Raw genomic sequence first — 24,368 nt, forward strand, 5'->3', positions numbered from 1 at the left:
GCTTATCTTCCCAGGTAGGATTCGATCACGCGCTCGTCGCGCTTGACGCTCTCGAGCGTGCCTTCGGCCAGCACGCTGCCCTCGGCCAGCACCGTGACCTGGCCGGCATCGCCCGCCAGCGCGGCGACGAACTCCATGTCGTGTTCGACCACCATCATCGAGCAGCTGCCGCGCAGGCCATTGAGCAGCGCCGCCAGCTGCATGGTCTCTTCATCGGTCATGCCGGCCACCGGCTCGTCCAGCAACAGCAGCTGCGGCTGCTGCATCAGCAGCATGCCGATCTCCAGCCGCTGCTTCTGCCCGTGCGACAGCAGGCCGGCGGGCCGGTAGGCTTCCGCCTCCAGGCCTGTGAGCCCCAGGGTTTCCTCGATGCGGCGATGGCCATCGGCGGTCAACCGCGCGCGCAGCGACGACCACCAGCGCTTGTCGGCTTTCATCGCCAGCTCCAGGTTCTCCCACACCGCGTGCTGCTCGAACACGGTGGGCTTCTGGAACTTGCGGCCGATGCCGACCTGCGCGATGCGCGGCTCGGTCATCCGCATCAGGTCGATGGTCTGGCCGAGGAACACGCGGCCACTGACATTGGCATTGCGCGGCCCGGTCTTGCCGGTGATGACATCCATCATCGTGGTCTTGCCGGCGCCGTTGGGACCGATCACGCAGCGCAGCTCGCCATGGTCGATCGACAGCGTCAGCTTGTTGAGCGCGCGAAAGCCGTCGAACTGCACCGTCAGGTCTTCCAGGTACAGGATCGGGCCATGCGACACATCGATGGTGCCGGGCTCCACGATGCGGCCCAGGCCGGTGGCCTCGCCGCTTTCGGCCTGGCCATGCTGGAGTGCGGCGTTCATGCTTCACCTCCTGTGCGGCCCGCGACGACGGGACTGGATACGGGTTCCGGCGCAGGCGGTGCCGCCGCGGCGCGGCGCTCACGCAGGCGGTTCCACAGCCCGGTCACGCCATCCGGCAGGTACAACGTGACCAGCACGAACATCGCGCCCAGCAGGAACAGCCAGTATTCGGCAAAGTGAGCGGTGAACAGGGTCTTGGCACCACTGACCAGGAACGCCCCGATTACCGGCCCGATCAGCGTGCCGCGCCCACCGACCGCCACCCACACCGCCATCTCGATCGAATTGCCCGGCGACATCTCGCCTGGATTGATGATGCCGACCTGCGGCACATACAGCGCCCCGGCGATGCCGCACAGCACCGCCGAGAAGGTCCACACGAACAGCTTGTAGCCGAGCGGGTTGTAGCCCGAGAACATCACGCGCATCTCAGCATCGCGCACCGCGGTGACCACGCGGCCGAGCTTGGAGGTGACGATATAGCGGCAGGCGATAAACCCGGCCAGCAGCGCCAGGAAGGTCAGCACGAACAGCGCCGCGCGCGTCTGCGGCGCGGCAATGGCAAAGCCCGCGATGCGCTTGAAGTCGGTAAAGCCGTTGTTGCCGCCGAAGCCGGTCTCATTGCGGAAGAACAGCAGCATCGCCGCGTATGTCATCGCCTGCGTGATGATCGACAGATACACGCCCTTGATGCGCGAGCGGAACGCAAAGAAGCCGAACAGCCACGCCAGCACGCCCGGAACCAGCACCACCAGCAGCAAGGCATAGCCGAGATGGTCGGTGCCGTGCCAGAACCACGGCAATTCCTTCCAGTCGAGGAACACCATGAAGTCCGGCAGCTCGCTCTTGTACACGCCCTCGCGCCCGATCGAGCGCATCAGGTACATGCCCATGGCGTAGCCGCCAAGCGCGAAGAACAGGCCGTGCCCCAGGCTCAGGATGCCGCAGTAGCCCCACACCAGGTCCAGCGCGATCGCCGCCAGTGCAAAGCACATGATCTTGCCGACCAGCGTCAGCGCATACGCGGACAGGTGCAGCGGATGGCCCTCGGGCAATACCAGCGCGCACACCGGCACGCCGATGCCGACGATCACCGTCAACGCCACCAGCACCATCCAGCCGCGCGGCGAGAACAGCGACTGGCGCTCGGGCACCGCCAGCCGGAACGGCGTGGCGGAAGAGTTCGATTGGAATCGCTGCATCATGCCTCCGCGCTGCGCCCCTTGAGCGCGAACAGTCCCTGCGGCCGCTTCTGGATGAAGAGCACGATCAGCACCAGGACAAAGATCTTGGCCAGCACCGCGCCGTAGAACGGCTCGATGAACTTGTTGATGATGCCCAGCCCGAACGCGCCGACGATGGTGCCCGCGAGCTGCCCGACGCCACCCAGCACCACCACCATGAACGAGTCGATGATGTAGGCCTGGCCCAGGTCGGGGCCGACATTGCCGATCTGCGACAGCGCGCAGCCGCCCAGCCCGGCGATGCCGGCGCCGAAGGCAAAGGCGTAGCTGTCGACCTTCCACGTGCGCACGCCGACGCAGGCCGCCATGGTGCGGTTCTGCGTGGTGGCGCGCACGAACAGCCCCAGCCGCGTGCGGTTCAGAACCGCCCAGGCCACCGCCACCACCGCCAGCGCGAACAGGATGATGACGATGCGGTTGTACGGGATCACCAGCCCCGGCATCCACTCGATGCCGCCGCTCATCCATGCGGGGTTGGCCACTTCCACGTTCTGCGCGCCGAACAGCGTGCGCACCGCCTGCATCAGCAGCAGGCTCACGCCGAAGGTCGCCAGCAGCGTTTCCAGCGGACGGCCGTACAGGTGGCGCAGCACCAGCCGCTCGAGCACGAAGCCCACCACTGCCGCGGCCAGGAACGACGCCGGCAGCGCCGCCGGCAGGTACCACGCGAACGCATCCGGCGCGTAGGTGCGGAACAGCGACTGCACCACGTAGGTGGCATAGGCGCCGATCATCAGGAACTCGCCGTGCGCCATGTTGATGACGCCGATCAGCCCATACGTGATCGCGAGGCCGAGCGCGGCCAGCAGCAGCACGCTGCCCAGGCTCAGCCCGGCGAACAGGTTGCCGACCAGTTCGGCGCGGCGCTGGTCGCTGCGCAGCGTGTCCAGCGCCTGCTGCGCGGCCAGGCGCACGTCGGCGTCGGGCTCGCGGTAATTGCCGGCGCTGTCGCGTTCCACCAGCGGCGCGAGTTTCTGGCGGCTCTGCGGGTTGCTGTCGCTGCCGAGGATGCGGATCGCCTCGAGGCGTTGGTCATGTGCCGCGGGATCGGCCGGCTCGGCAAGTACCAGGTTGGCCCAGATCACGTCGAGGCTGGCGCGCAGGCCGGCATCGGCTTCGTTCTTGCGCGCTGACTCGACCGCCGCGCGCGAGGCGCTTTCGGGCTGGTCGCGCAGCGTCGCGACCGCCTGCGCGCGCACCGCGATATCGGGCGACTGCAGCAGCAGGCTGCTGGCGGCGCTGTCGACCAGCGCGCGCAGGCTGTTGTTCAGGGTCAGGGATTCCAACTCATCCGCTTTCACCTTGACCGGCTTGCCGGTGATGGCATCGACGGTCTTGTCGCCGTCCTGGCGCACCATGCCGACCGACGGTGCGTACTGCAGCGCGTCGTCCTGCAGGGCCTTCAGGATTGGGCCGGCTTCCTCCGGCGGCGCCTTGGCCAGCGCGGTCAGCGCCGCGGTCTTGGCGTCGAAATCGTCTTCGGCCAGCGGCTTCAGGTCGGCCTGCGTGAGCGCCGCGGCCCACGGCGCCGCGGCCAGCAGCAGCGCTGCCAGCAGGGCGCGCAGCCACGGCAGCACGGAAGCGGATGAGGGATTGCGCATAGGGGCTGGCGAATTGCGGAATGAGTGTTTGGGGAGAGGCAGGTATCCATGGCGAAGCAAGCGCCATCAGGCTGGCAAGCGCCCGCCCTCTCCCCCGGCCCCTCTCCCGCACGCGGGAGAGGGGAACCAACCGGCAGCAGGTGGCCCCGGCTTACATCACCTTGTCCGGCTTGCCTTCATTACCCGAGATAAACGGGCTCCACGGCTGCGCGCGCACCGCCTTCGGCGTCTTCCACACCACCGAGAACTGGCCGTCGCCCTTCACTTCGCCGATCATCACCGGCTTGTAGAGGTGGTGGTTCTCGCCCATGGTCAGCGTAAAGCCGTCCGGTGCCTTGAAGGTCTGGCCGTACATCGCGGCACGCACCTTGTCGGTGTCGGTGCTGCCGGCCTTCTTGACGGCCTGCGCCCACATCTTGATGCCGACGTAGGTGGCTTCCATCGGGTCGTTGGTCACGCGCTTGTCGCCGCCCGGCAGGTTGTTGGCCTTGACCCACGCCGCCCATTGCTTCTTGAACGCATCGTTTTCGCTGTTCTTGACCGACATGAAGTAGTTCCATGCGGCCAGGTGGCCCACCAGCGGCTTGGTGTCGATGCCGCGCAGCTCTTCCTCACCCACCGAGAACGCCACCACCGGCACGTCCTTGGCCTTCAGGCCGGCGTTGCCCAGCTCCTTGTAGAAGGGCACGTTGGAATCGCCGTTGATGGTCGAGATCACCGCGGTCTTGCCGCCCTGGGCGAACTTCTTGATATTGGCGACGATGGTCTGGTAGTCGCTGTGGCCGAACGGGGTGTAGACCTCTTCGATGTCCTTGTCGGCAACGCCCTTGCTCTTCAGGAACGCGCGCAGGATCTTGTTGGTGGTGCGCGGATAGACGTAGTCCGTGCCCAGCAGGTAGAAGCGCTTGGCGCCGCCGCCTTCCTTGCTCATCAGGTATTCCACCGCCGGGATCGCCTGCTGGTTGGGCGCGGCACCGGTGTAGAAGACGTTCTTGGACATCTCCTCGCCTTCGTACTGCACCGGGTAGAACAGCAGCGAGTTCAGTTCTTCGTAGACCGGCAGCACCGACTTGCGCGACACCGAGGTCCAGCAGCCGAAGGTCACCGCCACCTTGTCCTTGCTGACGAGCTGGCGTGCCTTCTCCGCGAACAGCGGCCAGTTGGAGGCCGGGTCCACCACCACCGGCTCGAGCTTGCGGCCCAACACCCCGCCGCTCTTGTTGATCTCGTCGATGGTCATCAGGGCCACGTCCTTCAGCGACGTTTCCGAGATGGCCATCGTGCCGGACAGCGAGTGCAGGATACCGACCTTGATCGGCTCCTTGGACTGCGCCATGGCCAGCGGGCTGGTACCGATCATTGCCGCGGCGGCGATGGCCGACAGCTTCAGCATGTCACGTCGTTGCATTTGCAGCTCCCGTTTATGGTGTTGGTCAGGGACTACGCTCCCCGGGTGACGCTTCTGCAACTAGCGTGCCATTGGCATTACGACGGTTTGCTGCCGGGCAATGACGGCCGGCCCGCGGCCGGCGCGACGCAATGAAGCCGGCAGGCCCTGCGCGCACCATGCCCGTGCATCGCGCGTCCGCACTGAGACAGTGCGCCGGCACAAATTCGTGCACCCGCGGTGCATGGCGCAAGCGATCGCGACGAAGACGTGCGCCAGCATCGGGCTGACCCATACGGGGCACGCCCTCCAGCCGAGGTATTAAGCGCGCGCTTAAACCCGGATTCGGTTGCAGGTAAATTAGTACATTCAAGGATTAAGGCGGCCGCCCGGCACGACTACGGTGCAAGTTAGCCGCAGTCTGTCCCTGGTAGACGCGGTCGTGGCATTCCCTCTGCAACGTCGATCCGACGCCGAGAACCCGGGCCAACAACAGGAAGGAGAAACCATGCCGTACGCTGCCGATCCCACCGCGTCACCCGCCGCTGCGCAACCGCCACGCCGCCACCTGCCACGCTTGCCATTCACGCCGCTGCGCCAGTACACCCTGGCGCTGTCCGTTCTGGCCCTGACGCTCGGCGCCTGCGGCGGGGGCGGCGGCGACCCGCCTGTCGTCACTACCCCGATCACGCCCACCGCCACTGGTTGCGAACTGGACGGCAGCACCGGCGGCCAGGCCGTGGTGCTGCCCGGCGACCCCAACGCGCCGGAACAGGCCACGGGATACGCGCCCAAGGTCACGGTCTACAGCAAGACCTATATGGCAGTGACCAACAACCCGGTGTCGACCAAGACCGCCTGCGACGTGCTGAAGGCCGGCGGCACCGCCGTGGACGCGGCGGTAGCGGCGCAGATGGTGCTGAACCTGGTCGAGCCGCAATCGTCCGGCATCGGCGGCGGCGCCTTCATCATGTATTACGACGCGGCCACCAGGAAAGTCATTGCCTACGACGGGCGAGAGACGGCCCCGGCCGGCGCCGACGAGAACTACCTGCAGTGGAAATCCGCGGCCGACCAGACTGCCCCGCTGCCAAACGCTGTGCGCAGCGGCCGCTCGATCGGCACGCCGGGCACGCTGCGCGTGCTGGAACTGGCCCACAAGGAGTACGGCAAGACCGCCTGGAAGGAGCTGTTCGCGCCGGCGATCAAGCTGGCCACCGACGGCTTCGCGATCCCGCCGCGCATGGCCGCCGCAATCTCGGGCAGCACCACGGTGGCCAATATCCAGCGCGATCCCGAAATGGCCGCGTACTTCCTGAATCCTGACGGCACGCCGCGCGCGGTCAACACCATCATCAGGAATCCGGCGCTGGCCAGTGTGTTCGCCGCCGTCGCCTCCGATGGCGCCGACGCGTTCTACAAGAACGGCCCGATCGCGCAGGCCATCGTCGCCAAGATCCAGACTACCTATGACGGCAACACCACGCCGGGCGTGACCACGCTGGACGACCTCGCCAACTACCAGGCCAAGAAGCGCATCCCGGTCTGCACCACCTATCGCCAGTACGAGATCTGCGGCATGCCGCCGCCGTCGTCGGGCGGCATCGCGGTGGCGCAGATCCTGGGCATCGTCGAGAACTACGAGATGTCGCGCTACGCGCCTACGCTGGTCGACCAGAACGGCGGCAGGCCGAGCGTGCTGGGTGCCCACCTGGTCGGCGAAGCCGGCCATCTTGCCTATGCCGACCGCAACAAGTACGTCGCCGACACTGACTTCATCGCCCTGCCCGGCGGCAGTTGGGAAAGCATGGTCAACAAGCCGTACCTGCGCCAGCGTGCCGACCTGATCAGCACCGTGGGCGTGCTGACCACGCCGGTGGCGGCAGGCAACCTGGGCGACGTGCCGCTGTCGCCGTCGATGGTGGAAGAGCGTGGCACCACCCACCTGTCGCTGCATGACAAATACGGCAACGTGGTAGCGATGACCACCACCATCGAGTCAGGGCTGGGCTCGTACCACATGACCAACGGCTTCCTGCTCAACAACGAGCTGACCGACTTCAGCGCCCAGCCGTCGGTCGGCGGCGTGCTGGTAGCCAACCGCCTGCAGCCGGGCAAGCGCCCGCGCAGCTCGATGTCGCCCACGCTGGTGTTCAAGCGCAATGCCGACGGTTCGCGCGGCGACTTCTACATGACCACCGGCTCGCCGGGCGGTGCCACCATCATCCAGTACGTGGCCAAGACGCTGGTCGCGGCGCTGGACTGGGGCATGGACGCGCAGCAGGCGGTGTCGATGATCGACTTCGGCGGCTCCAATGGCGCGGGCTCGGCGATGATCGTCGGCGGCGAGCATCCCAACGTCGACACCAGCGTGCCCGCCGGTGGGCAGGCGGGCGACAACGATCCGCTGGTCAGGGGGCTGCGCAACCTGGGCCATACCGTCAACATCGCGGCGCAGTCCAGCGGCCTGAGCGCGATCATCCGCACCACCGTGGGCGGCTCGGCCGCGCTGGTGGGCGGCGCCGATCCGCGCCGCGAAGGCGTGGTGCTGGGGGATACGTTCAGGCCCTGATACTGTAGCGAAGCCACGCAGCAAAAAAACGGGGCCCCTCGCGGGGCCCCGTTTCTCGATGCGAGGACGCCAGTCCTTACATCACCATCATGTTGGTGTTCAGGTTGTGCATGATCCAGAGCGAACCAGCCACCACGATCACCAGGATCAGCGCCGTGAACAACAGCGCGATCACGTTGCTGCGCTGCTCGGACGACGTGTCCAGGTGCAGGAAGTACTTCAGGTGGACCAGGATCTGGACCGCGGCCATGCCGAGGATGATCCAGAGGATCGTGCCCTTGTCCATGCTGCCGTCCATCACGAGCTTGAACGGGATCACGGTCAGGATCACCGCCAGGATAAAGCCGATCGCATACGACTTGAAGCTGGCGTGGGTGTCATGACTCGCGTGCGAGTCGTGCGAATCGTGGGCGCCGTGCGCCGCCGGTGCGTTGTGTTGTGCCATCACAGATGTCCCATCAGGTAGACCACGGTAAACACGCCGATCCAGACCACGTCCAGGAAGTGCCAGAACAGCGACAGGCACATCAGGCGCTTGGTCAGGGTCGGGGTGATGCCCTTCTTCGACAGTTGCCACATCAGCACGATCATCCACAGCATGCCGCTGGCGACGTGCAGGCCGTGGGTGCCGACCAGCGTGAAGAACGACGACAGGAACGCGCTGCGGCCCGGGCCGGCGCCTTCGGCGATCAGGTGATGGAACTCGTTGATTTCCATCGCCATGAACGCCGCGCCCAGCAGGAACGTGATGCCGAGCCACACCTGCACGCGGCTGAGGCTGCGGTTCTGCAGCGAGATCATCGCCATGCCGTACGTGATCGAGGAGAACAGCAGGATGAAGGTCTCCACCAGCACGTAGTTGAGCTCGAACAGCTCCTTCGCCGACGGGCCGCCTGCCAGCTCGCCGCGCAGCACGGCGAACGCCGCGAACAGCCCGGCGAAGATGATGCAGTCGCTCATCAGGTAGATCCAGAAGCCATACACCGTATTGGCACTGGTATCGTGGTGCGCATGGTCATGGCCATGGCCATGCGCGTCGGCTTTGGCCGGTGCGCCGGCCTGCGCGGGGATGCGGTCTAGGACTTGAGTCGACATGGTTCTCAGGCTTGCGAAGCAATGCGCTGCAGATGGCGCGTTTCGATCTGCTCGACCTCGGTGGCCGGCACGTAGTAGTCGATATGGTCGTCGTTGCTGCGGTGGATGAACGCCCACACCATGCCCACCAGGCCAACGATGGCCATCCACCAGATATGCCAGGTCAGGGCAAAGCCGAACACCAGGCTGAAGGCGCCGATGATGAAGCCCGCGCCCGTGTTCTTGGGCATGTGGATCTTCTCGTAGCCTTCGGTCGGCAGCGTCTCGCCACGGGCCTTCATGTCGGAGAACGCGTCCAGGTCACGCACCACCGGGGTGTGCGCGAAGTTGTAGAACGGCGGCGGCGACGAGGTGGCCCACTCCAGCGTGCGGCCGCCCCACGGGTCGCCGGTCACGTCGGCCAGCTTCTTGCGGTCGCGGATCGACACGACGATCTGCAGCACCTGGAAGAAGATGCCCAGCGCCACGAACACCACGCCGACCACTGCCAGGTACAGCCACGGCGTCCAGGCCGGGTTATCGGTGTGGTTCAGGCGGCGGGTCATGCCCATCAGGCCCAGCACGTACAGCGGCATGAAGGCGAAGTAGAAGCCGACCAGCCAGCACCAGAAGGCGCACTTGCCCAGGCGCTCGTTCAGCTTGAAGCCGAACGCCTTCGGCCACCAGTAGGTGATGCCGGCCAGGTAGCCGAACAGCACGCCGCCGATGATCACGTTGTGGAAGTGGGCGATCAGGAACAGGCTGTTGTGCAGCACGAAGTCAGCGGCCGGCACGGCCATCAGCACGCCGGTCATGCCGCCGATCACGAAGGTGATCATGAAGCCCAGCGTCCACAGCACCGGCGAGGTCATCTGGACCCGGCCGCGGTACATCGTGAACAGCCAGTTGAAGATCTTCACCCCGGTCGGGATGGAGATGATCATGGTCGTGATGCCGAAGAACGCGTTGACGTTGGCCCCCGAGCCCATCGTGAAGAAGTGGTGCAGCCACACGATGAACGACAGCACCATGATCGCGGCGGTCGCGTACACCATGCCCTTGTAGCCGAACAGCTTCTTGCCCGAGAACGTGGCGATGACTTCAGAGAAGATACCGAACGCCGGCAGGATCAGGATGTACACCTCGGGGTGGCCCCAGATCCAGATCAGGTTCACGTACATCATGGCGTTGCCGCCACCTTCGTTCGTGAAGAAGTGCATGCCGAGGTAGCGGTCCAGGCCCAGCAGCGCCAGCGTCACGGTCAGCACCGGGAAGGCGGCCACGATCAGCACGTTGGTGCACAGCGCGGTCCAGGTGAACACCGGCATGCGCATCAGCGTCATGCCAGGCGCGCGCATGCGCAGGATCGTCACCAGGAAGTTCACGCCGGTCAGCAAGGTGCCCAGGCCTGAGATCTGCAAGCTCCAGAGGTAGTAGTCCACCCCCACGCCCGGGCTGAAGTCCAGTCCCGACAGCGGCGGGTAGGCCAGCCAGCCGGTCTTGGCGAATTCACCGACGCCCAGCGAGATGTTGACCAGCATGGCGCCCGACACGAACAGCCAGAACGACAGCGTGTTCAGGAACGGGAAGGCCACGTCGCGCGCGCCGATCTGCAGCGGCACGACCAGGTTCATCAGGCCGGTCATCAGCGGCATGGCCACGAAGAAGATCATGATCACGCCATGGGCGGTGAAGATCTGGTCGTAGTGCTCAGGCGGCAGCACGCCGGTCGCGCCATTGGTGGCGAGCGCCAGCTGGGTGCGCATCATGACCGCGTCGGCGAAGCCGCGCAGCAGCATGATCAGCGCGACCAGGCAGTACATCACGCCGATCTTCTTGTGGTCGACCGAGGTGAACCACTCGTTCCAGAGGTAGCCCCACTTCTTGAAATAGGTGATCGCGCCTAGCAGCGCGGCACCGCCCAGGGCGACGCCGGCCAGAACGACCATGATGATCGGCTCATGAAACGGAATCGCCGACAAACTCAACTTGCCAAACATCATTGCTCCCAGGATTACGCGCCCGCCGACAGCTTGGCCGGCGTGGTCATCGACAGCTTCTCTTCACCGAGCGTGTTGCGCGACGTGCAGATCGGGCCGCCCTTGAACCCATCGGCGGCGAGCGCCGTGCCGCTGTGGTCCATGTACTTGTGCAGGATGTTGTGGAAGAGCTTGTCTTCCACCTTGCCGTAGTACGTGACCGGCTCCTTCTCGCTGGGTTGTGCCAGCGTCTTGTAGCCTTCAACGCCCAGTTCGGTCGACGAGGCGCGAACCTTGGCGACCCACTGGTCGAACTCGTAGTTCGACATGGCGACCGCCTTGAACTTCATGCCCGAGAAGCCGCCGCCGCTGTAGTTGGCGGACACGCCGTCATACGAGCCGGCTTCGTTGGCGATCAGGTGCAGCTTGGTCTCCATCCCTGCCATGGCGTAAACCTGGCTGCCCAGTTGCGGGATGAAGAATGAATTCATGATCGAATCCGAGGTGATCTTGAAGTTCACCGGGGTGTCGACCGGGAAGGCGATCTGGTTGACCGTGGCGATGTTCAGTTCCGGATAGATGAACAGCCACTTCCAGTTCAGCGCCACCACCTCGACGGTGACGGGCTTCTTGTTCGATTCCAGCGGCTTGTACGGGTCCAGGTCGTGCGAGGACTTCCAGGTGATGATGCCCAGCGCGATGATGATCAGGCAGGGGATCAGCCACACCACCACTTCGATCGCGGTGGAGTGCGACCAGTCCGGCTCATAGCGCGCCGAGGTATTGGACGCGCGGTACTTCCAGGCAAACACCAGCGTCAGCACGATCACCGGCAGCACCACCAGCAGCATGAGCCAGGTGGCGATCAGGATGATGTTCTTGATGTCGACGCCGACCTGCCCTTTCGGGTCGAGCAGCGTCATGTTGCAGCCAGCCAGCAGAAGCAGGCCGAGGCAGGGCAGGAACCGCGTCCAACGCGGCAGTATGGGTTTCTTCATGTCACGACTGGTTTGGTTACACCGCGTTTTGGGCAAAAGCGCGGCTAAACCGCCTGATGCTCGCGCAAGAGGCGTGGGGCTATGGGAAAACCGGAAGGACGTGTCCTTAGCTGGCGTTGCGGTCGGGCGGCGGATCTAACGCCGGGGGACCATGCGGCCTTGCAACGCCATGAACACGGAAGGACAACTGACTGCGCGCGCTGCAGGCCCTGTGGGACCTTGCCGGCGCTGCGGTACCTGATGGCCGAAACCGCGAACGGTCCCGGCTCAGTACAGCGGCCGGGTAGCGTTGGAATACGAGGTTTTTGCACCTCCCGACGGACCCGCCTTCATGGCAGGCGCGGTTTTCGGCCGGGGGGCACAACACGTAAAACATCGTGGGCGCGACTGTACCGCAACGCAACATTGAGGGTAAACCCAACGACACGGAACACACTGTTCGGCAGAACGGACAATCGGCGCTGCCGCGTGCAGTCCGAGTCTTGATCGGCGTCAACGCCACAAATCCGCATGTAAATATGCAGAAAGCCGCGCATTGCGCGGCTTTCGGGGCTGCGACAACTTCATGTGGCATATTGTCGCAGTGCATCAGAACCGACGTCGCACCTCAGCCATACCGGCGCGTGATCGACTCCGCTACGCACACGGGACGGTCGCTGCCTTCGCGCTCGATCGTCACTTCCCAGCTGGATTGCGCGCCCACCAGCTGCGGCGACTTGGGCAAGGGGTCGAGCCGTTCGACCTTCAGCAGCTTGATGCGGGCGCGCAGCTTGCTGCCCACCGGCACGGGTGCGGTGAAGCGCACGCGGTTCAGGCCATAGTTGACGCCGATCTTCGACGGCATATGCAGCGCGTTGTGCATGAACTTCGGCAGCAGCGACAGCGTCAGGAAGCCGTGGGCGATCGGGCCGCCATAGGGCGATTCCTTCTTCGCCCGCTCCACGTCGACGTGGATCCACTGGTGGTCGCCGGTGGCCTCGGCAAACTGGTTGACCTGCTGCTGCGTCACTTCGATCCAGTCGCTGACCGCGACTTCCTGCCCTTGCAGGCCTTCCAGCTCTTCGAGCGATGCGATGGTGCGCATGGCGATTGTCTCCTCGATGGGTGGGTTGATTGTGCTTACGCGGGGCGGCGGCCGTACATGCCCATGCCCTTGACCGTGCAGACCAGTTCGCCGCGCTGGTTGGTGGCTTCCCACCGGGTGTGGACCACGCCGCGGTCCGGCTTGGACTGCGACGGGCGCGCATCCAGCACGGTCAGCGCCACCGACAGCGTGTCGCCGGCATAGACCGGCTTGATCCAGCGGATCTCGTCCACGCCCGGCGAGCCCATGCTGGCCGCCTTGCCGGTGATGCTGGTGACCAGGACGCGCATCATGATCGAGCAGGTCATCCAGCCGCTCGAGATCAGCCCGCCGTAGATGCTGTTGGCGGCGGCTTCCTTGTCGATATGGAAAGGCTGCGGGTCGTACTGGCGGGCGAACGTCAGGATCTCTTCCTCGGTGACGAGGTAAGAGCCCAGTTCACGGCGGCTGCCGACTTCAAAGTCCTCGAAATACAGCATCGGTTGTCTACTCCGTTGTGGATGGCTATGGCCTTGTCTTGACGATGATCGCATGCATGCCAGGACCGGGTGTCCGTATTTGCCGAACCCGGCCCTAACATCCCGCAAAGAAAAAACCGCGCCAAGGCCGAAGGCCTATGGCGCGGTCATGGCGCTGGAGGTATGCCGCCACCGTTGGGAACGCTCCCCTCTCCAGCAAGCGGGAGAGGGGAGCGAACCGGCAGTGTGCATGCTTTGCCAGCAGTCTGGATCAGGCAGCTTCCTGGAACCCCGGCTGGGCGGCAAACCTGCCCAGGTGGTGGTCCACGTCGCCGAAGGTGGTGTTGATCAGCGTCAGCCGCTTGAACATATGCGCGGCCGGCAGTTCGTTGGTCACGCCCATGCCGCCGTGGATCTGCACCGCTTCCTGGCCGACCGTGCGGGCTGCCTGCCCCACGCGCGCCTTGGCGGCGGAGACATAGCGGCGGCGCTCTTCCGGCGTTACCTCTTCAAAGCGGGCCGCCGCCAGCAACGTGATCGAGCGCGACTGCTCGGCATGGATGAACATCTCCACCATGCGGTGCTGCAGCGCCTGGAAGCGCGCGATCGGCTGGCCGAACTGCTGGCGCGTCTTGGCGTACTCCAGCGTGGCGGCGTTGAGCGTATCCATCACGCCCACGGCCTCGGCGCACAGCAGCACGGCGGCGTAATCGGCCACCTGCTCGATCAGCGCGAAGGCCTTGCCGGCCTCGCCCAGCAGTTGCGCGGGCGCATCCTGCAAGGTAATGTCGGCCGCGCGCAGGTTGTCGATGGTGCGGTAGTCGGTGATGCTGACGCCGGCGCCCTTCGCATCCACCAGGAACAGCGAGATGCCGTCCTGGTCGGCGTCGGCGCCGCTGCTGCGCGCCGACACGACCAGCTTGTCGGCCTGGCCGCCGTGCAGCACCACGGCCTTGCGGCCGCTGAGCTTGCCGTCGCGGGCGGTGACGCGCACGTTGTTCAGTTCATAGCGCGCCTGCGGCTCGTTGAAGGCCACGGCCAGCTTCAGTTCGCCGCCGGCCACTTGTTCGAGCAGCGCATCCTGGCCGCCAGCCAGCCCCAGCGCGTAGGCGCCCACCACGGTGGCGAAGTACGGCTCCACCACCAGGCCGCGGCCCAGCTCCTGCTGCACCACCATCATGTCGAGCGCCTTGCCCGCGAAGCCGCCCTGCTCTTCCGGCACCGGCAGCGCCGTCAGGCCGAGCTCCACCAGCGAGCCCCATGCGCCCTCGCCGTAGCCGGCGGCGCTTTCATAGTTCTTCTTGCGATCCTCGAAGCCGTAGTCCTTGTCGATAAAACGGCGGACGGCGTCGGCCAGCTGCTTCTGTTCGTCGCTGAGATTGAAGTTCATGTTACGTGTCTCCTCACAGCCCCAGAATCATCTGGCTGATGATGTTCTTCTGAATTTCGTTGGACCCGCCGTAGATGGAGGTCTTGCGATAGTTGAAGTAGTACGCGGCCAGCGGCGCGGCGTCGTCGTTGCCGGTGACGGCGTGCTCGGTCTCGCACTCCAGGTAGGCGGTGTCGAACGGCTGCGCGTACGGGCCGACGGCCTCGACCATCAGCTCGGTCAGCAGTTGCTGGATCTCGGTGCCCTTGATCTTGAGCATCGACGCCTCGGGCCCGGGGCCCTTGCCGGCGGCTTCGCTCGACACCACGCGCAGCACGGTGATCTCCAGCGCCATCAGCTCGATTTCCAGCGCGGCCACCTTGGCGCCGAACACCGGATCCTCCAGCAGGGGCTTGCCGTTCTTCTGCTGCTGGCGCGCCACGCGCTTGAGGAAGCCCAGCTCGCGCTTGGAATTGCCCACGCGGGCAATGCCGGTACGCTCGTGGCCGAGCAGGTACTTGGCGTAGGTCCAGCCCTTGTTCTCTTCGCCGACGCGGTTCTCGACCGGCACCTTGACGTTGTCGAAGAAGACCTCGTTCACCTCATGCTCTTCGTCGAGCATGATGATCGGGCGCACGGTGATGCCCGGCGTCTTCATGTCGATCAGCAGGAACGAGATGCCCTCTTGCTTCTTGGCTTCGGGATCGGTGCGCACCAGGCAGAAGATCATGTCGGCATGCTGGCCGAGCGTGGTCCAGGTCTTCTGGCCGTTGACGATGTAGTGCTTGCCGTCCGGGGTCAGCTCGGCGCGGGTCTTCAGCGACGCGAGGTCAGAACCCGAGCCCGGCTCCGAATAGCCCTGGCACCACCAGTCGGTGCAGTCCAGGATACGCGGCAGGTAGTACGACTTCTGCTGCTCGTTGCCGTACTTCATGATCACGGGCGCAACCATCGCCACGCCGAACGGCAGCACGCCGGGCGCGCCGACGCGGGCATTCTCTTCGTCCCAGATATGGCGTTGCGTGGCGTTCCAGCCGGTGCCGCCGTACTGGACCGGCCAGTGCGGCGCCGACCAGCCCTTGCCGGCGAGGGTCTTGTGCCAGCGCACCAGGTCGTCGCGGTTCGGACGGCGGTGGTTGAGAATCTTGCCGCGGATGTCCGCCGGCAAGTTGGCTTCGAGCCAGCTACGCACTTCCTCGCGGAAGGCGTTGTCGGACGCCGAGTAGTTGAGATCCATGCCCGTCTCCATGTGGTGCCGGCATTGCCTGAAGCTGCCGGCGGTTTGTTCTGCCTGCGCGTCATGCGCCGACAGCAACGGGCACAGGACGCAATTCAGTGAGCCGTCTGCTTCAGCGCATCCGGCACGACGAGCGGGAACGTCTCTATGCCCTCTTCCGCCAGCGCCTGCACTTCCTCAGCCGAGGCCGAACCGCGGATACCGCGTTCCGGCGCTTCGTCATAGTGCATGCGCCTTGCCTCCTCGGCAAAGCGGTCGCCAACATCCTCGGTCTGGGCCAGCACCTGCTTCACTGCCTTCATATAGAGCGCTTGCAGTGTTGCCGGTGGCGCAGGTTGCTGCGCCGGCTTGGCGGCACCCCTCGGCGCGGTCGCGCCTGACAGGTTCAGGCGCGGCGCGCTGGGCAGCCGCGTCACGGCGTGGTCGCCACAGACCGGGCATTGGACGAGGTCACGCGAGATTTGCGACTGCGCTTCTTCCTCCGAGGCAAACCAGCCCTCGAAACGATGGTCATGCGCGCAGCGCAGGTCGAGCACCTTCATGATTTTTCCAGCCCGTCAAAAGCTATATTATCCGTGAATCGAATTTTTGTGAACGGTCGTGCTAAATTTTTTCGAACGACCGTTCGGAACAGCTTCCTGGCGCACAGAATACCGCGACGCCATGCTCCGCTCGTGTTTCCAGCTTAGCCCAGTGCAGCGCGGCGTGCCGGCCGTGGCTCAGCCTCGCAGCGGCTGTTCGCCCGGCTGCCAGGCGCCGGAAATCACTTTTTCCAGCCAGAACGCGCCGATGATGGTCTTCACATCGGTAATGCGCCCGCTGTGCACCCAGTCGATCACCTGTCCGACGGGCGTGATGAAGGTTTCGATGAACTCGCCGTCGTCCAGCTGTGCCTCGCCGTGCGTCAGGTCGCGCGCCAGGAAGATGTCGATGAATTCGGTCGAATAGGAGATGACCGGATGGATGCGCGTCAGGTAGTCCCAGCGCGCCGCGCTGTAGCCGGTCTCCTCCAGCAGTTCGCGTTCGCCGCAGCGCTGCGCGCCCTCCTCCGGATCGAGCTTGCCGGCGGGAAATTCCAGCATCACTTCGCCGATCGGGTAGCGGAACTGGCGCTCCATCAGCACGGTGCCGTCGTCGAACAGCGGGATCATCATCACCGCTCCAGGGTGGACGATGTACTCGCGCCCGGTCTGCTTGCCGTCGGGCAGCCTGACGATGTCTTGCTTGAGGGTAAGGAACTTGCCGCGATGGACCGTGGCCGAGGCGACGCAGACTTCCTTCAGTGCGTCGTCGTTCTCAGCAGGGCCAGCGGTGACAGGGGTGCCGCCTTGAGTCTTGTCGGTCATGGACGCTCCGGATCAGGCAGGGCCCGGCGCCGACAAGACCGGCTTCAGGCCGTGCGGTGTTTGACGAGGTATTGCCAGGTGAAGCCCGGGAAGGCAAACACCAGCATCATGCAGGCGGTGATAGCGTAGAACTGCCAGCCCTGCGGGAAGGCGTTGCCAAGGCTGGCCTCCACCGCAAAGCCGGCGGCGCCGGCCACCGCGTACCACACGATCAGTTCCAGCAGGCGCAGCCAGATCGGCTTGCGCGCCCGCCGCAGCGGAATCACCGCGAACAGGCGCTGGTTCACAAACGGCAGGTTCGCACTGACGAGTGCCAGCAGGATGACAAACCAGCCGCTTGCGGATGCGCTCATGAGATGCGGCGGATCAGGAACCCAGCGTCGCGCGGATGGCCTGGTAGCACAGGTTCATCAGCGCGGCCGGGAAAATGCCCAGCAGGATCACCGCGGCACCGTTCACGCTCAGCATCGAGCGCAGGCCAAAAGTGGCTTCCAGCTCCTCTTCGGCAGCGGGCGCATCGAAGTACATCAGCTTGACGATACGCAGGTAGTAGAACGCGCCGATCAGCGAGAACAGCACCGCCACCACCGCCAGCCAGGTCATGCCGGCCTTGACCACCGCATCCAGCACGGCCAGCTTGGCATAGAAGCCCACGGTCGGCGGAATCCCGGCCAGCGAGAACATCATCACCAGCATCAGGAACGCGAACCACGGGTTGCGGCGCGACATGCCCTTCAGGTCTTCCAGCGTCTCGGCCTCGAAGCCCTTGTTCGTGCGCAGCAGGATGATGCCGAAGGTGCCCAGCGTGGTCAGCAGGTAGGTCACCGAGTAGAACATCGCCGAGCTGTAGGCATCCGCGGCACCGTCGGCCTTGTTGGCCACCACGCCCGACAGCAGGCCCAGCAGCACGAAGCCCATGTGCGAGATGGTCGAGTACGCCAGCATCCGCTTCAGGTTGCTCTGCACGATGGCCGTCAGGTTGCCGATGGCCAGCGAGATGATCGACAGCACCACCAGCATCATCTGCCAGTCATTGGCCAGCGGCAGCAGGCCTTCCACCAGCACGCGGATAAACAGCGCGAACGCCGCGACCTTCGGGCCGCCGGCGATCAGCAGCGTCACCGCGGTCGGCGAGCCCTGGTAGATGTCCGGGATCCACATGTGGAACGGCGCGGCACCCAGCTTGAACGACAGGCCGGCGACGATAAAGACCACGCCGAAGGCCAGCATGGTGGTGTTGACGCGGCCCGACTCGACCACGCGGAACACCTCGCCCAGGTTCAGCGAACCGGTGGCGCCGTACATCATCGAGATGCCGTACAGCAGGAAGCCCGAAGCCAGCGCGCCCAGCACGAAGTACTTCATCGCCGATTCAGAGGTCACGCGTGAATCGCGGCGCAGCGCCACCAGCGCGTACGACGACAGCGACAGCAGTTCCAGGCCCAGGTACAGGGTCAGGAAGTTGTTGCCGGTGATCATCACGATCTGGCCGCCGAGCGTAAACAGCGCGAGCTGGTAGAACTCGCCGGCGAACATGTCGCGCTCGGCCAGGTAGCGGCGCGTGTAGACCAGCGTCACGAACAGGCCGGCAGCACAGAATGCCGACAGCACATTCGCCATCGGGTCGATCACCACCAGGTTCGCGAACGCGTAGTGCGACTCGCCGCTGGCGGCGTTCAGGCCGAACCAGACGGTCAGCACCAGGGTGGTCAGCAGCGACAGCGGATAGGCCACGCTTTGCTTGCCCTTGCCGCGTGCAAGGTCGATCCAGTTGACCGCGCCGATGGCGATCGCCAGGAAAATGATCGGCGCTACGGGGCCGAGTGTCGAGGACGGTTGCATGTTGATATCTCTCCCCGATTACAGCTTGGACTGCGCCGCATGCTGCAGCAGGTTCACCACGGACGGGTGCATCACGTCGGTAAAGGGCTTCGGGTGCAGGCCCATGTACAGCGTCACGATGGCCAGCAGGCCGAGCATGACGAACTCACGCTTGTTCAGGTCGGCCAGCTCGCGCACGTGCTGGTGCACGGCATCGCCGAAGATCACGCGCTTGACCATCCACAGCGAGTAGGCGGCGCCGAAGATCAGCGCGGTGGCAGCCAGCAGGCCGATCCAGAAGTCGAACTTGACCGCGCCCAGGATCACCATGAATTCGCCGACGAAGCCCGAGGTAGCCGGCAGGCCGCAGTTGGCCATCGCGAAGAACACCGCCAGCGCGGCGAACTTGGGCATGGTGTTGACCACGCCGCCGTAGTCGGCGATCTGGCGCGAGTGCACGCGGTCGTACAGCACGCCGATGCAAAGGAACATCGCGCCGGAGATAAAGCCGTGCGAGATCATCTGCACGATGCCGCCTTCCACGCCGATGTCGCTGAAGATGAAGAAGCCCAGCGTGACGAAGCCCATGTGGGCGATCGACGAGTACGCCACCAGCTTCTTCATGTCGGCCTGCACCAGCGCCACCAGGCCGATGTAGATCACCGCGATCAGCGAGATGGTGATGATGAACGGGGCCAGGTAGTGGCTCGCGTCAGGCGCGATCGGCAGCGAGAACCGCAGGAAACCGTAGGCGCCCAGCTTCAGCATGATCGCCGCCAGCACCACCGAACCGCCGGTCGGCGCTTCCACGTGGGCGTCGGGCAGCCAGGTATGCACCGGCCACATCGGCACCTTGACCGCGAAGGCGACGAAGAAGGCGATAAACAGCGCGATCTGCTCGTTCATCGACAGCTTGGCCTGGTGCCATTGCAGGATGTCGAAGGTGCCGGTCTTGTTGTACAGGTACAGCAGCGCCACCAGCGTCATCAGCGAGCCGGCCAGCGTGTACAGAAAGAACTTGAACGCGGCATAGACGCGGTTCGGACCGCCCCAGACGCCGATGATGATGTACATCGGGATCAGCGTGGCTTCGAAGAACACGTAGAACAGCATGCCGTCCAGCGTGCAGAACACGCCGACCATCAGGCCCGACAGGATCAGGAACGAGGCCATGTATTCGGCCACACGCTCGGTGATCACTTCCCAGGCCGAGATCACCACGATCACCGTGATGAAGGCGGTCAGCACCACGAACCACATCGAGATGCCGTCAACGCCCAGCAGATAGTGGATGTTGAAGCGCTCGATCCAGTCCGCCTTCTCGACGAACTGCATCGCCGCGCTGGTACGGTCGAAGCCGAAGACCAGCGGCAGCGTGACGACAAAGCTGGCGATCGAGCCGAACAGCGACATCCAACGGACAAAGCCAGGGCTGCGGTCCGAGCCGAAGGCCAGGATCAGCAGGCCGAAAAATACAGGCAGCCAGATTGAGAAAGACAGAACCATTTCTATGTTTTCCTTACTTGGTGCCTATCACTTGGTGCCGATCACGCCCGTGACCGTCAGCGTCAGCAGCACCAGCATGCCGACGATCATCGCGAATGCGTAGTGGTAGATATAGCCCGATTGCAGGTAGCGGCTGGCCGAAGCGAACGAAGCCACCACGCGTGCCGAGCCGTTAACGAGCAGGCCGTCGATCAGCCCCTGGTCGCCGCCCTTCCACAGGCCGGTACCGAGCAGGCGTGCACCGCGGGCGAACACCACCTGGTTGATGGCATCCATGTAGTACTTGTTGTCGAGCAGCTTGAAGACGCCTGCGAAGCGGTTCTTGATCGCCTCGGGGATGTCCGGGCGCTTCATATAGAAGAACCACGACAGCACCACGCCGGCGACGGCCAGCCACAGCACGGGGGTGGTCAGCGAGTGAGTCGCCATTGCCACCCAGCCGTGGAACGCTTCCTTCAGCTCGGCCATGGCGTGGTGGTTCTCGCCGACGAAGATCACGTCCTTGAAGGCAACGCCGTTCTTGAAGAAGTTGCCGAACAGCATCGGCTCGATCGCGATGGCACCGACGATCACCGACGGGATCGCCAGCAGCACCAGCGGCAGCGTCACCACCCACGGCGACTCGTGCGGCTTTTCGCCTGCGGCCAGACCATGGTGGTGGTCGTGCGACACTTCCTCGTCCTCATGGTCGCCCTCATGGCCCTGGTGGGCATGGTTCTGACCCCAGCGCTCCTTGCCGTGGAACACCATGAAGTACATGCGGAACGAGTAGAACGCGGTGACGAACACGCCCGCCAGCACGGCGTAGTAGGCAAAGCTGGAACCGGCGATATGCGACTCCTTGACGGCCTCGATGATCGAGTCCTTGGAGTAGAAGCCGGCGAAGAACGGCGTGCCGATCAGCGCCAGCGAACCCACCAGCGACGTGATCCAGGTGATCGGCATGTACTTGCGCAGGCCGCCCATGTTGCGGATGTCCTGGTCGTGGTGCATGCCGATGATGACCGAGCCGGCGCCCAGGAACAGCAGTGCCTTGAAGAAGGCGTGCGTCATCAGGTGGAACACGGCCACCGAGTAGGCCGAAGCGCCCAGCGCCACGGTCATGTAGCCGAGCTGCGACAGCGTGGAGTAAGCCACCACGCGCTTGATGTCGTTCTGGATGATGCCCAGGAAGCCCATGAACAGCGCCGTGATGGCACCGATCACCAGCACGAAGGACAGCGCCGTATCCGACAGCTCGAACAGCGGCGACATGCGCGCCACCATGAAGATGCCGGCGGTCACCATCGTTGCCGCGTGGATCAGTGCGGAGATCGGGGTCGGGCCTTCCATCGAGTCAGGCAGCCAGACGTGCAGCGGGAACTGCGCCGACTTGCCCATCGCGCCGATGAACAGGCAGATGCAGGCCACGGTGATCATCAGCCAGTCGGTGCCCGGGAAGATCACGGTCGCGAGCTTCTCGCGCGCGGCGAACACTTCGGTGTAGTTCATGCTGCCGGCGTAGGCCAGCAGCAGGCCGATGCCGAGGATAAAGCCGAAGTCACCGACGCGGTTGACCAGGAACGCCTTCAGGTTGGCGAAGATCGCGGTCGGGCGGGTGTACCAGAAGCCGATCAGCAGGTACGACACCAGGCCCACCGCTTCCCAGCCGAAGAACAGCTGCAGGAAGTTGTTGCTCATCACCAGCATCAGCATCGAGAAGGTGAAGAGCGAGATGTAGGCGAAGAAGCGGTTGTAGCCGGGATCCCCGTCCATGTAGCCGACGGTGTAGATGTGCACCATCAGCGAGACGAAGGTCACCACCACCATCATCATCGCGGTCAGCGAGTCGACCAGGAAGCCGACCTCCATCTTCAGGCTGCCGATGGCCATCCACTCGTAGACGGTGCCGTTGTAGCTGGCGCCGTTCATCACGTCGAGCAGCACCATCACCGACAGCACGCAGGCAATGGCCACGCCCAGAATCGTCGAGGTGTGGGCCACCATCCGGCCGCCGCGCGACTCCGAGGAAAACAGGTCAAAGAACTTGGTACCGAACAAACCGGCGATCGCGGAGCCGACTAGCGGCGCCAGCGGGATCGCAAGCAGCAGGTTGGGGTTGAGCGTGGTTGCCATAGGACGCTTAGTGGTGTGCGGTCGGTGAGTCTTGGGTATCTGCGTAGTGCGGCACGGATCAGCCCTTCAGGGTGTCCAGGTCGTCCACGTTGATCGTATCCAGGTTGCGGAACAGCACCACCAGGATTGCCAGACCGATTGCCGACTCGGCGGCGGCCACCGTGAGGATGAAGAAAACGAAAACCTGACCAGCGAGGTCGCCCAGGTAATGCGAGAAGGCGACGAAGTTGATGTTCACCGCAAGCAGCATCAGCTCGATCGCCATCAGCAGCACGATCACGTTCTTGCGGTTCAGGAAGATGCCGACGATGCTGATCGCGAACAGGATCGCACCGAGGACGAGGTAGTGAGCGAGAGAGAGCACAGCGTTTCTCCGGGCTTTAGTTCTTATTGGCGGCAGCCGCGGCTTCCGTCTGCGAGGTCTGGCTTTCGGACTGCATCGGCACCAGGCGCACGCGCTCGTCGCGGCGGGTACGCAGCTGCGCCGACACGTCCTGGGCCTTGACGTCCTTGCGGCGGCGCAGGGTCAGCGCCACGGCGGCGATGATGGCCACCAGCAGGATGATGCCGGCCACTTCGAAGGCGTAGATGTAGTCGGTGTAGATGACCTTGCCGAGCGCGGCGGTGTTCGAGTAGCCCGGGTCCTGCGACCCGTTGGTCACCACCGGCGTGGTGGTGCCGATGAAGTTGCGCACCAGCACGATCGCCATTTCGGCAATGATCAGCGCGCCGACCACCGAGGCCATCGGCACGTAGGTCCAGAAGTCGCGGCGCAGGTGCTCGATATCGATATCGATCATCATCACCACGAACAGGAACAGCACCATCACCGCGCCGACATAGACCAGCACCAGCAGGATGGCGAGGAATTCCGCCTTGAGCAGCATCCAGATCGCGGCCGCCGTGAAGAACGACAGCACGAGGAACAGTGCGGCGTGCACCGGGTTCTTCGCAGTGATGACTTTCAGTGCGGAGAGCACCAGCACCAGCGCAAAGACGTAAAAGATGGTGGTCGTGAGTTCCATGGTCCCTATCGGATCCTCTCTGGGCCGTCCGGCACAAGCCACCCCATCGGGTGGCCCGCTCCTGCGGCATCCTTGCTTTGGCCCCTTGCATTGAAGGGGCCGAATTCACATTCGGTGGCAGCGGCGATCCGATGCGATCGCGCTGCCGTTCGATACTGCCGCCGCTCAGCGATACTTGGCGTCGGCAGCCTTGGCTGCGGCGATCTGCGGCTCGTAGCGGTCGCCCACTGCCAGCAGCATGTCCTTGGTGAAGTACAGGTCGCCGCGCTTCTCGCCGTGGTACTCCAGGATCTGCGTTTCGACGATGGCGTCGACCGGGCAGGCCTCCTCGCAGAAACCGCAGAAGATGCACTTGGTCAGGTCGATGTCATAACGCGTGGTACGGCGCGTGCCGTCGTTGCGCACGTCCGACTCGATCGTGATGGCCAGCGCCGGGCACACTGCCTCGCACAGCTTGCAGGCGATGCAGCGCTCTTCCCCGTTGGGGTAGCGGCGCAGCGCGTGCAGGCCGCGAAAACGCGGCGAGATCGGCGTTTTCTCTTCCGGAAACTGGACGGTGACCTTGCGCGCGAAGAGATAGCGGCCGGTCAGCGCCATGCCCTTGAAGAGTTCCTTCAGGAGCAGGCTGTTGAAGAAGTCCTTGATGGCGAGCAGCATGATGCTTCCTAGTATTTCCACACGGTGCGCGCGCCGTCGTGTTG

At 64.5% G+C, this 24,368-nt stretch carries 22 protein-coding genes; 1 reads left to right on the forward strand and 21 read right to left on the reverse strand.

The window, feature by feature from the left end; all coding sequences use genetic code 11:
• Window positions 1–2 precede the first annotated feature (2 nt).
• The 4 genes from urtD to urtA form a co-directional block, all read right to left on the reverse strand.
• Window positions 3–851, reverse strand: coding sequence for an urea ABC transporter ATP-binding protein UrtD (gene urtD / locus AB1I47_RS19150; protein WP_354685321.1), 849 nt, complete (start codon window positions 849–851; stop codon window positions 3–5).
• Window positions 848–2,053: an urea ABC transporter permease subunit UrtC gene (urtC, locus tag AB1I47_RS19155; protein WP_354685322.1), complete on the reverse strand. Its 1,206-nt coding sequence runs from the start codon at window positions 2,051–2,053 to the stop codon at window positions 848–850. Before urtC ends, urtD begins: the two co-directional genes overlap by 4 nt.
• Window positions 2,053–3,696, reverse strand: a complete 1,644-nt coding sequence (gene urtB, locus AB1I47_RS19160) for an urea ABC transporter permease subunit UrtB (protein ID WP_354685323.1) — start codon at window positions 3,694–3,696, stop codon at window positions 2,053–2,055. The genes urtC and urtB overlap by 1 nt, the downstream gene beginning before the upstream one ends.
• A gap of 151 nt (window positions 3,697–3,847) precedes the next feature.
• Window positions 3,848–5,104, reverse strand: coding sequence for an urea ABC transporter substrate-binding protein (gene urtA, locus AB1I47_RS19165; protein ID WP_354685324.1), 1,257 nt, complete (start codon window positions 5,102–5,104; stop codon window positions 3,848–3,850).
• A 487-nt stretch (window positions 5,105–5,591) separates the two neighbouring features.
• Here urtA and AB1I47_RS19170 point away from each other — a divergent pair, with 487 nt between their 5' ends.
• Window positions 5,592–7,655, forward strand: coding sequence for a gamma-glutamyltransferase family protein (locus AB1I47_RS19170; RefSeq protein ID WP_354685325.1), 2,064 nt, complete (start codon window positions 5,592–5,594; stop codon window positions 7,653–7,655).
• A 76-nt stretch (window positions 7,656–7,731) separates the two neighbouring features.
• Here the strand turns inward: AB1I47_RS19170 and cyoD are convergent, their stop codons facing one another.
• The 17 genes from cyoD to nuoI form a co-directional block, all read right to left on the reverse strand.
• On the reverse strand, window positions 7,732–8,100 hold the full coding sequence (gene cyoD / locus AB1I47_RS19175; RefSeq protein ID WP_354685326.1) for a cytochrome o ubiquinol oxidase subunit IV: 369 nt from the start codon (window positions 8,098–8,100) through the stop codon (window positions 7,732–7,734).
• Window positions 8,100–8,750, reverse strand: coding sequence for a cytochrome o ubiquinol oxidase subunit III (cyoC, locus tag AB1I47_RS19180; RefSeq protein WP_354685327.1), 651 nt, complete (start codon window positions 8,748–8,750; stop codon window positions 8,100–8,102). The genes cyoD and cyoC overlap by 1 nt, the downstream gene beginning before the upstream one ends.
• A 5-nt stretch (window positions 8,751–8,755) precedes the next feature.
• Window positions 8,756–10,729, reverse strand: a complete 1,974-nt coding sequence (cyoB, locus tag AB1I47_RS19185; RefSeq protein WP_354685328.1) for a cytochrome o ubiquinol oxidase subunit I — start codon at window positions 10,727–10,729, stop codon at window positions 8,756–8,758.
• 14 nt (window positions 10,730–10,743) lie between these two features.
• Window positions 10,744–11,706 (reverse strand): ubiquinol oxidase subunit II, encoded by a 963-nt coding sequence (gene cyoA / locus AB1I47_RS19190; RefSeq protein ID WP_354685329.1) that lies wholly within the window; start codon window positions 11,704–11,706, stop codon window positions 10,744–10,746.
• A 607-nt stretch (window positions 11,707–12,313) separates the two neighbouring features.
• The gene (locus AB1I47_RS19195) at window positions 12,314–12,790 is read right to left on the reverse strand and encodes a MaoC family dehydratase (protein WP_354685330.1); all 477 of its coding nucleotides are present in this window, start codon (window positions 12,788–12,790) and stop codon (window positions 12,314–12,316) included.
• Between the two features lie 35 nt (window positions 12,791–12,825).
• Window positions 12,826–13,269, reverse strand: coding sequence for a MaoC family dehydratase (locus tag AB1I47_RS19200; protein ID WP_354685331.1), 444 nt, complete (start codon window positions 13,267–13,269; stop codon window positions 12,826–12,828).
• A gap of 250 nt (window positions 13,270–13,519) precedes the next feature.
• On the reverse strand, window positions 13,520–14,638 hold the full coding sequence (locus AB1I47_RS19205) for an acyl-CoA dehydrogenase family protein (RefSeq protein ID WP_354685332.1): 1,119 nt from the start codon (window positions 14,636–14,638) through the stop codon (window positions 13,520–13,522).
• 13 nt (window positions 14,639–14,651) lie between these two features.
• Window positions 14,652–15,854: an acyl-CoA dehydrogenase family protein gene (locus tag AB1I47_RS19210; RefSeq protein ID WP_354685333.1), complete on the reverse strand. Its 1,203-nt coding sequence runs from the start codon at window positions 15,852–15,854 to the stop codon at window positions 14,652–14,654.
• A gap of 95 nt (window positions 15,855–15,949) precedes the next feature.
• Window positions 15,950–16,396, reverse strand: coding sequence for a DUF1178 family protein (locus AB1I47_RS19215; RefSeq protein WP_354685334.1), 447 nt, complete (start codon window positions 16,394–16,396; stop codon window positions 15,950–15,952).
• A 177-nt stretch (window positions 16,397–16,573) separates the two neighbouring features.
• Window positions 16,574–17,200 carry an NUDIX hydrolase gene (locus AB1I47_RS19220; RefSeq protein ID WP_354685335.1) on the reverse strand — a complete coding sequence of 209 codons (627 nt, stop codon included), beginning with the start codon at window positions 17,198–17,200 and terminating at the stop codon, window positions 16,574–16,576.
• A gap of 44 nt (window positions 17,201–17,244) precedes the next feature.
• The gene (locus AB1I47_RS19225; RefSeq protein ID WP_354685336.1) at window positions 17,245–17,553 is read right to left on the reverse strand and encodes a DUF2818 family protein; all 309 of its coding nucleotides are present in this window, start codon (window positions 17,551–17,553) and stop codon (window positions 17,245–17,247) included.
• A 13-nt stretch (window positions 17,554–17,566) separates the two neighbouring features.
• Window positions 17,567–19,042, reverse strand: a complete 1,476-nt coding sequence (gene nuoN / locus AB1I47_RS19230) for an NADH-quinone oxidoreductase subunit NuoN (protein ID WP_354685337.1) — start codon at window positions 19,040–19,042, stop codon at window positions 17,567–17,569.
• Window positions 19,043–19,060: 18 nt separating this feature from the next.
• A complete protein-coding gene (locus AB1I47_RS19235) occupies window positions 19,061–20,527 on the reverse strand; it encodes an NADH-quinone oxidoreductase subunit M (protein WP_354685338.1) in 1,467 nt (488 codons plus the stop codon).
• Window positions 20,528–20,554: 27 nt separating this feature from the next.
• Window positions 20,555–22,642, reverse strand: a complete 2,088-nt coding sequence (gene nuoL / locus AB1I47_RS19240; protein WP_354685339.1) for an NADH-quinone oxidoreductase subunit L — start codon at window positions 22,640–22,642, stop codon at window positions 20,555–20,557.
• 58 nt (window positions 22,643–22,700) lie between these two features.
• Complete coding sequence (gene nuoK / locus AB1I47_RS19245; RefSeq protein WP_022534069.1) at window positions 22,701–23,006, reverse strand: NADH-quinone oxidoreductase subunit NuoK; 306 nt, start codon at window positions 23,004–23,006, stop codon at window positions 22,701–22,703.
• A 16-nt stretch (window positions 23,007–23,022) separates the two neighbouring features.
• Window positions 23,023–23,667: an NADH-quinone oxidoreductase subunit J gene (locus tag AB1I47_RS19250; protein WP_354685340.1), complete on the reverse strand. Its 645-nt coding sequence runs from the start codon at window positions 23,665–23,667 to the stop codon at window positions 23,023–23,025.
• A 165-nt stretch (window positions 23,668–23,832) separates the two neighbouring features.
• Window positions 23,833–24,324 (reverse strand): NADH-quinone oxidoreductase subunit NuoI, encoded by a 492-nt coding sequence (gene nuoI, locus AB1I47_RS19255; RefSeq protein WP_022534067.1) that lies wholly within the window; start codon window positions 24,322–24,324, stop codon window positions 23,833–23,835.
• Window positions 24,325–24,368: the final 44 nt, after the last annotated feature.

Source organism: Cupriavidus necator, from assembly GCF_040578825.1.
In the GTDB taxonomy this organism is placed as follows: Bacteria; Pseudomonadota; Gammaproteobacteria; order Burkholderiales; family Burkholderiaceae; genus Cupriavidus; species Cupriavidus necator_E.